The organism is Jiella flava, assembly GCF_017349315.1.
Taxonomy (GTDB): Bacteria; Pseudomonadota; Alphaproteobacteria; order Rhizobiales; family Rhizobiaceae; genus Jiella; species Jiella flava.
This window is the reverse complement of sequence record NZ_JAFMPP010000001.1, coordinates 596,310-609,149: the sequence shown is the minus strand read 5'-3', so window position 1 is coordinate 609,149 and position 12,840 is coordinate 596,310. Positions and strand designations below refer to the sequence as shown.

The window sequence follows — 12,840 nt, the reverse complement described above, 5'->3', positions numbered from 1 at the left end:
TGCGTGCCCGGCCGCGGCGTCGTGGTCTGCCGAAGGATGCCGGGGAGCGAGCCGCCGTGTCGGACAACCTCCTCGATCGCGCCTTCGAGGCATCGGCACCGAACCAGAAGTGGATCGCCGACTTCACCTATATCTGGACCGCCGAAGGTTGGCTTTACGTTGCCGCCGTCGTCGACCTGTTCTCCCGACGTGTCGTCGGCTGGGCGATGAAGGCCGAGATGACAGCTCAACTCGTCACCGACGCTCTCATCATGGCGATCTGGAGGAGAGGCAGGCCGGATAGCTTGCTGCACCACAGCGATCAGGGCAGCCAATATACGAGCGAACAGTTCCAGCGCCTGATGGCCGATCACGGCATCACCTGCTCGATGAGCCGGTCGGGAAACGTCTGGGACAATGCTGCGATGGAGAGCTTCTTCTCGTCGCTGAAAACCGAGCGGACAGCCCGCAAGGTCTATAGGACGAGGGATGACGCCAGGGCCGATGTGTTCGATTACATCGAGCGCTTCTACAATCCCCAGCGACGGCACTCGACATTGGGCTATATGAGCCCCGTCGAGTTCGAGGAGAAAGCTATGTTAGCTTAACTGCGTGTCCGAAAAACCGGCAGCAGGCCACCGCGGTGGTTCATGACTAGGTTCGTGCGTCGGACATAGCTGCGGACGGTTCTGACGTCGGCATGCTGCGACGGGTCCATGATCCTGGGTAGGTCGATGTCGTGCTCAACGGCCGTGGTGATGTGGCCGGCTTGAAAGGCTGAGGCCGGAGAAGCCGACCAAGCTTAGCCCGGCAGCCGAGCCGCGATCGCCGTGGGCGGCAATGAGCCGAGAACATCGCCATCCTGTTCCAGGGCAAGCGCATCGACGGCGTCCGCACGTTCGCGACGACGTCACCCGTGAGCGACGACAGCAATGATGTCGGCGGGCGCTATCGGCTGTCTTGGGTGGTGCCGTATCTGTTCGATGTGAGGGGATGGCTATGCGTGCGAACACCCGGCTTCTGTGCCGTAAGCTATTCCGGGCCAAGAGCGGGATACTCGAACAAGGGGACTGCATTGACCCGCTCTGCATGAGCCGGTGAACCCCAGATCCGATAGCGGGCGACAGGAAATGCATCTTGAGCAATTGTGTCTTCAATCTCTCCTGACGACGAAATGTAGACCGTATCACGCAGACCACCTCGCTCTTCGAAAGCAAACCAGGCTTTATCTGCCGATACATGTAATGAACCAGGTGTGCCGATTAAATTTCGGTTCCGTATATTACTCTCTGGGCCAAGAATTGGTTCAACGCAGACATTTTGCCCAAAGCTTAAAAATTTCACCCCTGGCCCAAGAATCGAAAAAATTGGCGCTGGACCTGGGCCACCCCACAACCCGACCGGAAATTGCCGCGCGTTGTACTCCGCTACGATACCCCAGTAGTCGTGGCCTTGAAAATTGAAGCGGCCGAACGTGCCGGGAGCGACATTGTCTCCGCGCAATTCTGCAATTGTGGGTGTCTCGAATAAGTGCATTTCACTCCCTCGACTGTAGTGCGGGATAGGCAGCAGGCTTGCTTGACGCTTAAAAGCGACATCAAGTGGCTATAAAATCCATGGTTGATGTGCGTTGTAAAGCGACACGCGCTCCGGCAGCCTTGACCCATCGCCAGCAACGAGAGGATTGAGCGATGGAAATGCCGCAGAACATCATTCCCGGCCGCTTCGAGATGGAGCCGAAGAACGTCCCGGAGGGCTTCAGGGCTGTCCAGTATGACCGCTGCAAGCGCGGTCCCGATGGCGTCTGGAACGTCGTTGTCGAGACGTGGTGGGAGGTGGAGCCGCGGCAGCCTGATTCGCTGCATGCCGATCATGGGTGCCGATGAGGAAGCAGCGCCAGGGCGCGTGAAGGGACGCCCTTCCATTTCCTCCGTTTTGGAACCCTGTCGGAACCCTAGAGCAAAATCGGGGCGCAAGTCAGATGCATGAGCGCCTCAAGATGCTGTAATTGTTGGCGTTTTTGGTGGGCGCGTTGGGACTCGAACCCAAGACCTACAGATTAAAAGTCCGTTGCTCTACCAACTGAGCTACGCGCCCGCCCGGCGCATTGCGCTCGCGACAGGGCCTACTACGGAATTGGCGCGGAACAATCAACCGGGGGTGTGAAGAAACGCTGCGGTTCGCGGTCGCGGCAGAGCGGTGCCGGCCAATCAAGCGCCATCGACCGGCTCTCTGGACGCCTCGGCGCGCTCCACAACCATCCGCGTCACGCGGCCCGAATTTCGGTCTCGATCCTCGAGCCGGTGCGGGATGGCTTATTTCAGCGTCTTCATCTTGTCGGTGACCGTGCTCGTCCAGGCGCCCTCCGGGGTCTTGGTGATGACCGGGTCGGAGCCGCCCGACATCAACACCTTCACCGTGTTTTCGGCCGCCGAAACGTCCAGCGTGCCGTCGGAGCCGTCGATCAGCTTGATGATCTCGCCCACCATGCGCTTCTGGTGCTCTTCGGTCTGGGCGCCGGTCATGTCGTTGTCGAGCACGATCTCGGCCGCTTCGTCCGGATGTTCGGCGGTATAGGCCCAGCCCTTCATCGAGGCTTTGACGAAGCGGGCGAGCGCGTCGACCATTTTCGGATCGTCGAGGCTCTTTTGCAGGACATACAGCCCATCTTCCAAGGTGGCGACGCCTTCGTCCTGATATTTGAAGACGACGAGATCCTTGGCCGGGATGCCGGCATCGATGACCTGCCAATATTCGTTATAGGTCATGGTCGAGATGCAGTCGGCCTGCTTCTGGATCAGCGGGTCGACGTTGAAGCCCTGCTTGATCACGGTGACGCCATCCGGGCCGCCCTCGGTCGACAGGCCGAGCTTCGACATCCAGGCGAGGAAGGGATATTCGTTGCCGGAAAACCAGACGCCGAGGGTCTTGCCCTTGAAGTCGGCCGGCGATTGGATGCCGGTGTCCTTGCGGCAGGTCAGCTCCATGCCGGATTTCTTGAACGGCTGGGCGATATTGACCAGCGGCAGGCCCTTTTCGCGGGCGGCGAGTGCGGCCGGCATCCAGTCGACGATGACGTCGGCCCCGCCGCCGGCGATCACCTGCTCGGGCGCGATGTCCGGTCCGCCGGGCTTGATCGTGACGTCGAGATCGGCGTCCTTGTAATAGCCCTTTTCCTTGGCGACGTAATAGCCGGCGAACTGGCCCTGGGTCACCCATTTCAGCTGCAGGGTCAGCTTGTCCGCGGCGCTGGCGGAGCCGGCGAAGCTGGCGGCGGCCAAGAGGATCGCCGCGCCGATCAAAGATGCTTTCATGATTGAGTTCCCCTGTCGTCGTGCTGGTTGGTGGAGGGTGTTTCGGTCGGCCTAGCCCCGTCGGATCGAGGGATGCCAGAAGGTGGCCCGGCGCTCCAACAGCGCGATCAGGCCGTAGGAGAGCGAGCCGGCGAGCGCCGCGACGGCGATCTCGGCCCAGACCATCGGCGTGTTCATCCGGCCGATCTCGGCCGAGATGCGAAAGCCCATGCCGACGATCGGCGTGCCGAAGAATTCCGCGACGATGGCGCCGATCAGCGCCAGGGTCGCATTGATCTTCAAGGCGTTGAAGATGAAGGGCAGGGCCGCCGGCAGGCGCAGTTTGAGAAGGCTCTGAGCCGGGCTGGCGGCATAGGTGCGCATCAGGTCGCGCTCCATGGCGCCGGCGGTGCCGAGCCCGGCGACGGTGTTCACCAGCATCGGGAAGAAGGTGAGGATCGTCACCACCGCCGCCTTGGATGGCCAGTCGAAGCCGAACCACATCACCATGATCGGCGCGACGCCGACGATCGGCAGGGCCGAGACGAGGTTGCCGAGGGGGAGGAGGCCGCGCTTGAGAAACGAGGAGCGGTCGATCGCCAGCGCGGTCAAGAAGCCGGCGCCGCAGCCAAGCGCATAGCCCGAGAGCACCCCTTTCAAGAACGTCTGCACGAAGTCGGCCCAGAGCAGCGGCGTCGACGAGGCGATCGCCGCGCCGATGGCCGAAGGCGGCGGCAACAGCACGGGTTGGATGTTCAGGCCGCGCACGACGAGTTCCCACAGGACGAGGATGGTCAGCCCGAAGATCAGCGGAATGACGACCGAAAGGCCCCGTCTGGTCGCGGGGGAGGCTGGCCGCAGCTTGGCCAACATCTCCGTCAGCCACCAGGCGGCGGCCCAGAACAGAAGCGTGGCAACGAGCAGCGGCCAACCGCCGAAGGACAGAGCGGCAAAGGCGACGATCGCCAGAATGAGGGTCGCGGCGGCGGCGATCGTGACCCGGGCGCTGGGCGCGGCCATGCCGGTCCGGGCGGGCGGCGTCGCCGATCCCGCGCTCATGGCCGGGCTCCCTGGCGGGCAAGGGCGATGCGCTCGGCAATCCCGATCAGCCAGACCAGCACGGCGGCCATCAGCGAGGCCATCACCAGCGCCGACCAGATCTGGATCGTCTGGCCGTAATAGGAGCCGGCGAGCAACCGGGCGCCGAGACCGGCGACGGCGCCGGTCGGCAATTCGCCGACGATGGTGCCGACAAGCGCGGCGGCGACCGCCACCTTCATCGAGGTGAAGAGAAACGGCAGCGAGGCCGGCAGCCGCAGCTTGATCAGGGTCTGCGGCGGCGAGGCCGAATAGGTGTGCATCAGATCGGTCAGCATCCGGTCCGGCGAGCGCAGCCCCTTCACCATGCCGACGGTGACCGGGAAGAAGGACAGATAGGTCGAGATGAAGGCTTTCGGCAGGATGCCCTGAACGCCGATCGTGTTGAGCACCACGATGATCATCGGCGCGATGGCGAGGATCGGGATGGTCTGGGAGATGATGATCCAGGGCATCATCGTCTTGTCGAGGGTCACCGAGAACAGGATGCCGACCGCAAGCAGAATGCCGAGCGCCGAGCCGATGGCGAAGCCGAACAGCGTCGGCATCAGCGTCACCGAGGCGTGATAGAGCAACGAGCGCGGCGAGGTCGGTCGCACATCGACCGTCGTCTTCCACATTTCCGCGACGATCTGATGGGGCGCCGGCAACAGCGGGCGCTTGGACGACCAGGTGGCGGCGATGATGTCTTGAACGGAAGGGTCGCCGGCCCGCGCCAGCTTGTCGCTCTCCGTCGCCCAATTGAGCCCGATCGCCGCACCATACCAGACTACGAGAATAACCGCGCAAACCGTCAGCACGGGAAGGGTGCGCCCCTCCAGCCGTCGTTGGAAAAAGCGGCTGACGGCGCCGGAGACGCCGATGCAGGGTTCGGCGATGGACGGCGTGGCGATGATGGCGGGTCCTTTCCGGCTTGGCCACGGCGTCGCAATCGACGCCCAGGATCAGCCTACCGTCGCCGGGTGATTGGAAAAGGTCAAGGGTTGCGCCCCTGCCGCCCTTGTGCCACCTGGCGTTTTTCACCTCAATTTGCGGTCGTGGCGAAAGTTTGGGCAGCGCGGCGCCGGAAGGCCCGGCGGTCTCACCCGCGCAGCATCGCGGCGACCGTCGGCGCGAAATAGCTCAAAATGCCGTCGGCGCCTGCCCGCTTGTAGGCCGAGAGCGTTTCGACGATCGCCTTGTCGCCGTCGAGCCAGCCGTTCTGAACCGCCGCCATGATCATCGAATATTCGCCGGACGTCTGATAGGCGAAGGTCGGAACGCCGAACTCCGCCGCCAGCCGGCTCAGGATGTCGAGATAGGGCAGGCCCGGCTTGACCATGATCATGTCGGCGCCTTCGGCGAGATCCTGCGCGGCCTCGCGCAGCGCCTCGTCGGTGTTGCCATAGTCCATCTGATAAGTGCGCTTGTCGCCCTTCAGCATGCCGCCGGAGCCGACCGCGTCGCGGAACGGCCCGTAAAAGGCCGAGGCATATTTGGCGCTATAGGCCATGATCAGCGTGTTGCGGTGACCGGCCGCGTCGAGGGCCTGGCGGATGCAGGCGACGCGCCCGTCCATCATGTCCGACGGTCCGATGACGTCGCAGCCCGCCTCGGCCTGGACCAGCGCCTGCCGGCAAAGAATTTCTACCGATGCGTCGTTGAGGATGGTGTCGCCGGCCATCACCCCGTCGTGGCCGTGGCTGGTATAAGGATCGAGCGCGACGTCGCACATGATGCCGACCTCGGGCACGGCCGCCTTGATCGCTCGGGTCGCCCGGCAGACGAGATTGTCGGGATTGAGCGCTTCGCTGCCATTGGCATCGCGCAACGAGGGATCGGTATAGGGAAACAGCGCGATCACGGGGATCTGGAGGTCGCGGGCGCGTTTGGCCGCCGCGACGCAGTCCTCGATCGACAGCCGAAAGACCCCCGGCATCGAGGCCACCGCTTGCGGCGCGCCGCGGCCCTCGCGCACGAAGATCGGCCAGATCAGATCGGCGGTCGAGAGCTTTGTCTCGCGCACCAGCCGCCGGCTCCAATCCGCCTGGCGCAGACGGCGCATGCGCAGGCCGCCGGTTGCGGTGTCGATGCGCTCGGTAACCGAGGGAGTGGGCTTGTCCATGGCAGTCTGTGTCCGTTCTTGCGAGGTGATGGCGCAGCCGATATCGCCCGCCGGAAGCCGCGGTCGCGTGCTCCGGCCCGCCGGTTGCAATGCCCGTTTGTGTCTGCCTATGCCTTCGCGGCGATGGCTGCAAGATTGACCCAAGGGTTGCTGACGCACTAGGGTTTGGCTGTCAGGCGCCGCGCGCCCCAGATTCATTCCCGCCGCCTTTTCCGAACGGCGCTACGCAACGGCGACGACATCCCTATGACCATCGAGCTGTCGAGCGAGACCAGCGGCAATGATCTCAGTCGCCGGCTGACGGTTTGGCTTTACCGGGTCGCCGGCTTCATGATCTTCTGTGTCGGCGTTTTCTATTGGATTCGCCTGATCGGCGTCGCGCCGGAGCGGCTGGGGCGCTTCGACCTGATGCCGATCTGGTGGCGGATGGCGGCGCCGACGCTGGCCGTGCTCTATCCGGTGGCCGGGATCGGCCTCTGGATGACCGCTGGCTGGGGCGCGGTGATCTGGGTGCTGATCGTGATCATCGAGATGGTGATGCATCTCGGCTTCCCGGCATTGTTCGGCACCAATCTCCTCGGCTTGGCCGCTCACGGCTTGGGCCTTGCTTTGCTGGCCGCGCTACGGGTGATCGACTGGCGCGAGCATGGCCTGCCACGGCGGCACTGAAGCAAGGCCTCGCCGTCGTTCAGAAATTCATTAAGCAAGAAATTCGTTCGATTGCTGTAAGATGGTGTTAAGTCTGAGGTTTAAGTCGAATTTTAGATGCACCGCGTAGATTGATCCTCAAGATGGACACGAAAACAAAAATCCATCACATCGACAGCGGAGCAAGATCATGAACACGAACCACACAGCGCAGGCGGCCCCAGCTCAAGACGAGAAGGTGGAGCTGAAGTCGCTTTACCTGGAAACACTACAGCTCGTCGAACGGCTGCACCGTCGCTTGCTGGACGTGATCAAGGACGAGTTCGACCGGGCCGGTCGCACCGACATCAACGCCGTTCAGGCTCTCCTCCTGTTCAATATCGGCGATTCGGTGCTGACCGCCGGCGAACTGCGCAGCCGCGGCTTCTATCTCGGCTCGAACGTTTCCTACAATCTCAAGAAACTGGTCGATCTCGGCTTCATCGATCACCAAAAGTCGCGGCTCGACCGCCGCGCGGTGCGGGTGTCGCTGACCGAGACGGGCATGGAGGTGGCGCAGGTCGTCGCCGATCTCTATGACCGGCACATCGGCTCGATCGATAAGGTCGGCGGTCTCGACGAGCAGGAATTCACCAAGATGAACAAGGCCCTGCAGCGTCTCGACCGGTTCTGGAACGACCAGATCCTCTATCGTCTCTGAGCGATCGCACGATCGGCTTTACGCCGTGATCGGCCCGCCCCGCCAGGCGATCCTTCGGGGTCGCCGTGCGGGCGGGCCGCCGGTGTTTGCGGGGGCCGCGCTCTCTGCCGGGTTCCAGCATCGGCTCGAAAATCGGAGACGATTGTCAGCAGGCCCGATGCGTCGCCTCGATCGGAGGGCGCGTCCTGTGTGCGTCCTCCTGGACGCACGGCGCCGCGGGCCGGGCGGCACGATCTCGCCCGTCAGAGACAGCACCGCGTGCCGAATATCTCGACTGTCTCGCTCTCCAGTGGAGCGACGGCGGCTGGATTTCCCGCAAACAGCCTGTCGGTGACGGCGTCGACCTGATAAATTGGGCGAGTCGTCATGATGCGCTCTCTGCTGTGATCGGCTCACAGACGAAATGCCTGGGTGTGATGCAAATGGCCATCCGTGAGCGGCGGCGCGGTTTGCCGATGCGGGAGACTTCGCGACGAGGCCGGAGCCGCGGGTGGCGACGATCGGCGGGGGCAACGCTGCCCTGCAACTCTATGCGGCCTGGCGAACGCCATTTTGCCGGGCGACGAGGAATCTCATCATGGTGTCGGCGCGAACGCCTCACATCGACAGGGACGATCATCACCACGGCGACGGCTCGGGGCACCACGAGGGGCATCATCATGATCATGGGCATACCCATGATCATGGCCATGGCCACCACCATCACGGTCTGACCGTCTCCCGCGGCAACGAAAAGGCGGTGTTGTTCGGCTTCGCGCTGACCTTCACCTTCATGATCGCCGAAGCGATCGGCGGTCTGGTTTCCGGTTCACTGGCGCTGATTGCCGATGCCGGCCACATGCTGACCGATTCGGCGGCGCTGGCGCTCGCCTGGGCCGGCTTTTATTTCGGCCGCCGCCAGTCCGACGACCGGCGCACCTTCGGCTACATGCGCTTCGAAATCCTCGCCGGCTTCGTCAATGCGATCGCCTTGATCGCGTTGATCGTCTGGATTGCCTATGAGGCCGTGATGCGGATAATCACGCCGGACGACGTGCTGGCCGGCCCGATGTTTGCGATCGCGGTCCTCGGCTTTTTTGTCAATGTCGGCGTCTTCTTCATGCTGCGCCAGGGCGATGCCGAGCACGTCAATATCAAGGGCGCGATGCTGCACGTCCTCGGCGATCTGCTCGGCTCGGTGGCGGCGATCGTCGCGGCGGTGGCAATCTGGCTGACCGGCTGGACGCCGATCGATCCGATCCTGTCGGTGCTGTTGTCGGTCATCATCCTGCGCAGCGCCTGGGCATTGCTCAAGAGCTCATTGAATATCCTGATGGAAGGCACGCCCGGCGACATCGTTCTCGACGAGATGCGCGCGGCGCTGTTGGCCGAGGTTGAGGGGCTGGCAGCCGTCAGCCATGTTCATGTCTGGTCGATCACCTCGGGCCAGCCGCTGGCGACGATGGAGATTTGTCTCGACGCGGGTGCCGATCCGCGCGCGGTGGTGGCCAAGGTGAAGCACGTGCTCGACCACCGCTTCGGCATCACCCATTCGACCATCGAGATCGACGGGGGCGGCCAGCCGACGGTCTGTCCGCTGAGCGAGGCGGCGGGGCGAAGCGTCAAGACCGCACAGGCCGCCTGAGGCCGTGGGTGCGCAGGCGGGCCGGCTCGGCATTCGCCCGGTCGACCTTGCCGCAGCCGAAAAACCCGGCGATCAGGCGGGGTGGACGCCGAGGCGCTCGGGCGTGTAGCCCGCCTCGCGAATCGCCGTCTCGGCCGGCTTTGCGGCGGTCTCTTCGGCCTGGATGGTCACGGTCTTGGCGCTGCGATCGACCGTCACCGGCCGGTCGGGAAGGGCCTCACCCAGCGCTTTGCGGATCGTTGCCTCGCAGTGGCCGCAGGTCATGTCCTCGACCCGAAAGGCGACCGTGACCTCATCCGTTGATGGAGCTTTGGTGGCGGATTGAAAGAAACGCATCTCGTCTCTCCTGATCATTGGCGTGCGGCGCGGCGATAACCATCGCCATCGACGGTTCCCCGCGCCGGTCAGAACGTGACGATTCCTGTCGCTGGAAGGTCAAGAGGCGGCGGGCATTTTCGTCCCCCAGGACCGAAAATCATGGCAGCGACGTGGGTTCTCGGCACAGGCAATCGGTTTCGAGCCGAATGGCGTCGGCCCTTTCGTTACGCAACGGCGCGGCGTCGCTTCGCCTCAATCGGCGAAACAATTTGTCGCATCCAAGCCTTGACCTTCCTGCAAGTGGAAGCCCGACATTTATTCGCGAACGGACTTTCGCGCCGTCGATTCAGGCCGAGGAGAAGATCATGACCAGCCCGGCAAAGTCCTTGAATATCGCGGTCGAAGGCATGAGTTGTGCCTCCTGCGTCGGACGCGTGGAAAAGACCTTGACGTCAGTTGCGGGGGTCGGCGCGGCCACTGTCAATCTCGCGTCGGGCATGGCGACCATCCGTTACGACGGCGATCTCGATCTTGGCGCGGTGACGGCCAAACTCGATCAGGCCGGCTATCCGGCCGACCTTGCCGATCTCGAACTCGACATTGCGGGCATGAGCTGCGCTTCCTGCGTCGGGCGGGTGGAAAAGGCGCTGAAGGCGATGCCGGGCGTCGTCGCGGCCTCGGTCAATCTGCCCGCCGAGCGGGCCAGCGTGCGCTATCTGAGCGGCGCGGTGCAGCCGGCGGCGATTGCCGCGGCGGCCACCGCGGCCGGCTATTCGGCAACGCCGCGGACCGCCGAGCGGTCAGACGCCAGCGCCGAGGCGCGCCGGGCCGATGAAACCGCCCGCTTGAAGCGTGACGTCGTCGTTGCCGCGATCTTGGCGGCGCCGGTGTTTTTGATCGCCATGGGCGGGCATTTGTGGCCCGCCGGCGAGGCGCGGCTGGCCGATATGCTCGGCAGTCAGACGCTGTTGATGGCGCAGTTCGTGCTGACCGCCTTGGTTCTCGCCGGGCCGGGTCGGCGGTTCTATGCCAAAGGTTATCCGGCGCTGTTTCGCGGCGCGCCCGACATGAACTCGCTCGTCGCCCTCGGCACCTCGGCGGCCTTTCTCTATTCCATTGTCGCGACCTTTCTTCCGGGGCTCCTGCCGGAGGGCGCACGCGGCGTTTATTACGAAGCCGCTGCCGTGATCGTGGTGCTCATTCTGGCCGGACGGCTGATGGAAGCGCGGGCGCGCGGGCGCACCGGTGCGGCCATTCGCAAGCTCGCCGGATTGCGGGCGACGACCGCCAGGGTGCTGCGCGACGGTGAACCGGTGACGGTGGCGATCGAGGCGATCGTTGTCGGCGACCAGGTTCAAGTCCGCCCCGGCGAGCGGATCGCGGTCGACGGCGTGGTCGATGAGGGCGTGAGTTTCGTCGACGAGTCGATGCTGACCGGCGAGCCGTTGCCGGTGGAAAAGCGGGCCGGCGACGCGGTGGTCGGCGGAACCGTCAATGGCAATGGCGCGCTGGTTGTGCAGGCCGAAAAGGTCGGCGCCAATACGGTTCTGTCGCAGATCATCCGAATGGTCGAGGAGGCCCAAGGGGCAAAGCTGCCGATCCAAGCCTTGGTTGATCGGGTGACGATGGTCTTCGTGCCGGCCGTGATGGTCGCTGCCGCTCTGACCTTCGTCGTCTGGCTGGCCTTCGGGCCGACGCCCGCGCTTGCCCATGCCCTGGTCGCCGCCGTCGCGGTGCTGATCATCGCCTGTCCCTGCGCGATGGGGTTGGCGACGCCGACCTCGATCATGGTCGGCACCGGCCGCGCGGCCGAACTCGGCGTGTTGTTTCGCAAGGGTGATGCGCTGCAGGCCCTGCACGACGTTGACATCGTCGCTTTCGACAAGACCGGCACGCTGACCGAGGGCAAACCGAGGATCAGCGACTTTTTTCTGGCGGCGGGTTTTTTCCGCTCTGACGTCCTGCGTCTTGTGGCGGCGGCGGAATCGACCTCCGAACATCCGATCGCCAGCGCCATCGTCGAGGCCGCGGCAAGCGACGGCATCGACCTGCCGAAGCCGCGCGGCTTTGAAGCCCTCGCCGGTCTCGGCGTCAGGGCTGAGGTTGACGGCGTGGCGGTGCTGGTCGGCTCCGAACGTCTGCTGACGCAGGCGGGCATTGCTCTCGACGCGCTGACCGCCGATGCCAACCCCGCCCAGTTGGCAGAGGCCGGCAACTCGTCGGTCTTCGTCGCGATCGACGGTGTCGCCGCCGCCCTGATCGCGGTCGCCGATCCGATCAAGGCTGGCAGTCGCGCCATCGTCGAGGCGTTGCAGAAAAGGGGCCTGAAGGTCGCGATGATCACCGGTGACGCCCGCGCCAGCGCCGAGGTGGTGGCGCGGCGGCTCGGCATCGATCATGTCGTCGCCGACGTGCGCCCGGACGGCAAGGTCGCGGCTGTTGAGGCGTTGAGGGCGAAGACGTCGCGCATCGCCTTTGTTGGCGACGGCATCAACGATGCGCCGGCGCTGGCGGCTGCCGACGTCGGCATCGCCGTCGGCAGCGGCACTGACGTCGCGATCGAAAGCGCCGATGTGGTGCTGATGTCCGGCGATCTGTCGGGTGTGTTGAAGGCCTTGGCCATCAGTCGCGCGACGATGGCGAATATCCGTGAGAACCTGTTTTGGGCCTTCGGCTACAATGTCTTGCTGATTCCGGTCGCGGCCGGCGGTCTTCACCTCTTCGGAGGGCCGCTGCTGTCGCCGATGCTGGCGGCGGGGGCGATGGCGGTGTCGAGCGTCTTCGTCGTCGCCAACGCCCTGCGGCTGCGCTTTGTGCGCGCCGCCGGACAAGGCGGTATCGGCACGACGAGCCGCCAGCAGCAGGATCCGCGTCGGTCCGGCCGATGGATCGAGGTTTGAGGCGGGGCCATGTCTTGCCATGTATAGAGCATGATGCCGAAACGTTGCTTGACGTTTCGGCTCACATCATGCGGTAAAACAACGACTTTGAGCGCAAGGGCGGTTCCGTTTCATCGCAGTCCGCTGTAGCGGCGCCGTCAAAGGTCCTTCTCCCGTATCGCGGCGCGACCGCATCT

The 12,840-nt window shown here is 64.2% G+C and carries 12 protein-coding genes and 1 tRNA gene; 6 read left to right on the top strand and 7 right to left on the bottom strand.

Annotation, left to right across the window (positions count from 1 at the left end; genetic code table 11):
* A partial coding sequence (locus tag J1C48_RS02685) for an IS3 family transposase (protein ID WP_207256091.1) occupies positions 1 to 587 on the top strand: 587 nt, incomplete at its 5' end.
* Between the two features lie 424 nt (positions 588 to 1,011).
* On the opposite strand, the gene J1C48_RS02680 is transcribed toward J1C48_RS02685, so the two are convergent.
* The gene (locus J1C48_RS02680; RefSeq protein ID WP_207256090.1) at positions 1,012 to 1,515 is read right to left on the bottom strand and encodes a hypothetical protein; all 504 of its coding nucleotides are present in this window, start codon (positions 1,513 to 1,515) and stop codon (positions 1,012 to 1,014) included.
* A gap of 155 nt (positions 1,516 to 1,670) precedes the next feature.
* Between J1C48_RS02680 and J1C48_RS02675 the strand changes: the two genes are divergently transcribed.
* Positions 1,671 to 1,865, top strand: coding sequence for a hypothetical protein (locus tag J1C48_RS02675; protein ID WP_207256089.1), 195 nt, complete (start codon positions 1,671 to 1,673; stop codon positions 1,863 to 1,865).
* Between the two features lie 135 nt (positions 1,866 to 2,000).
* On the opposite strand, the gene J1C48_RS02670 is transcribed toward J1C48_RS02675, so the two are convergent.
* The 5 genes from J1C48_RS02670 to hemB all read right to left on the bottom strand — a co-directional run bounded on the left by J1C48_RS02670 (position 2,001) and on the right by hemB (position 6,474).
* Positions 2,001 to 2,076: transfer RNA gene (locus J1C48_RS02670), tRNA-Lys, on the bottom strand.
* A 218-nt stretch (positions 2,077 to 2,294) separates the two neighbouring features.
* The gene (locus J1C48_RS02665; RefSeq protein WP_207256088.1) at positions 2,295 to 3,293 is read right to left on the bottom strand and encodes an ABC transporter substrate-binding protein; all 999 of its coding nucleotides are present in this window, start codon (positions 3,291 to 3,293) and stop codon (positions 2,295 to 2,297) included.
* Between the two features lie 51 nt (positions 3,294 to 3,344).
* Positions 3,345 to 4,145: an ABC transporter permease gene (locus J1C48_RS02660; RefSeq protein WP_231081541.1), complete on the bottom strand. Its 801-nt coding sequence runs from the start codon at positions 4,143 to 4,145 to the stop codon at positions 3,345 to 3,347.
* A 182-nt stretch (positions 4,146 to 4,327) separates the two neighbouring features.
* Positions 4,328 to 5,233 carry an ABC transporter permease gene (locus tag J1C48_RS02655; RefSeq protein WP_425523475.1) on the bottom strand — a complete coding sequence of 302 codons (906 nt, stop codon included), beginning with the start codon at positions 5,231 to 5,233 and terminating at the stop codon, positions 4,328 to 4,330.
* 218 nt (positions 5,234 to 5,451) lie between these two features.
* Positions 5,452 to 6,474: a porphobilinogen synthase gene (gene hemB, locus J1C48_RS02650; RefSeq protein WP_207256086.1), complete on the bottom strand. Its 1,023-nt coding sequence runs from the start codon at positions 6,472 to 6,474 to the stop codon at positions 5,452 to 5,454.
* A gap of 246 nt (positions 6,475 to 6,720) precedes the next feature.
* On the opposite strand from hemB, the gene J1C48_RS02645 reads away from it, so the two are divergent.
* The 3 genes from J1C48_RS02645 to J1C48_RS02635 all read left to right on the top strand — a co-directional run bounded on the left by J1C48_RS02645 (position 6,721) and on the right by J1C48_RS02635 (position 9,446).
* On the top strand, positions 6,721 to 7,143 hold the full coding sequence (locus J1C48_RS02645) for a DUF6163 family protein (RefSeq protein WP_207256085.1): 423 nt from the start codon (positions 6,721 to 6,723) through the stop codon (positions 7,141 to 7,143).
* 169 nt (positions 7,144 to 7,312) lie between these two features.
* Positions 7,313 to 7,822 (top strand): transcriptional regulator LdtR, encoded by a 510-nt coding sequence (ldtR, locus tag J1C48_RS02640; protein ID WP_207256084.1) that lies wholly within the window; start codon positions 7,313 to 7,315, stop codon positions 7,820 to 7,822.
* A 577-nt stretch (positions 7,823 to 8,399) separates the two neighbouring features.
* The gene (locus J1C48_RS02635; protein WP_207256083.1) at positions 8,400 to 9,446 is read left to right on the top strand and encodes a cation diffusion facilitator family transporter; all 1,047 of its coding nucleotides are present in this window, start codon (positions 8,400 to 8,402) and stop codon (positions 9,444 to 9,446) included.
* A gap of 72 nt (positions 9,447 to 9,518) precedes the next feature.
* On the opposite strand, the gene J1C48_RS02630 is transcribed toward J1C48_RS02635, so the two are convergent.
* Positions 9,519 to 9,782: a heavy-metal-associated domain-containing protein gene (locus J1C48_RS02630; protein WP_207256082.1), complete on the bottom strand. Its 264-nt coding sequence runs from the start codon at positions 9,780 to 9,782 to the stop codon at positions 9,519 to 9,521.
* Positions 9,783 to 10,129: 347 nt separating this feature from the next.
* On the opposite strand from J1C48_RS02630, the gene J1C48_RS02625 reads away from it, so the two are divergent.
* Positions 10,130 to 12,664, top strand: a complete 2,535-nt coding sequence (locus J1C48_RS02625; protein ID WP_207256081.1) for a heavy metal translocating P-type ATPase — start codon at positions 10,130 to 10,132, stop codon at positions 12,662 to 12,664.
* The last annotated feature ends 176 nt before the right edge of the window (positions 12,665 to 12,840 follow it).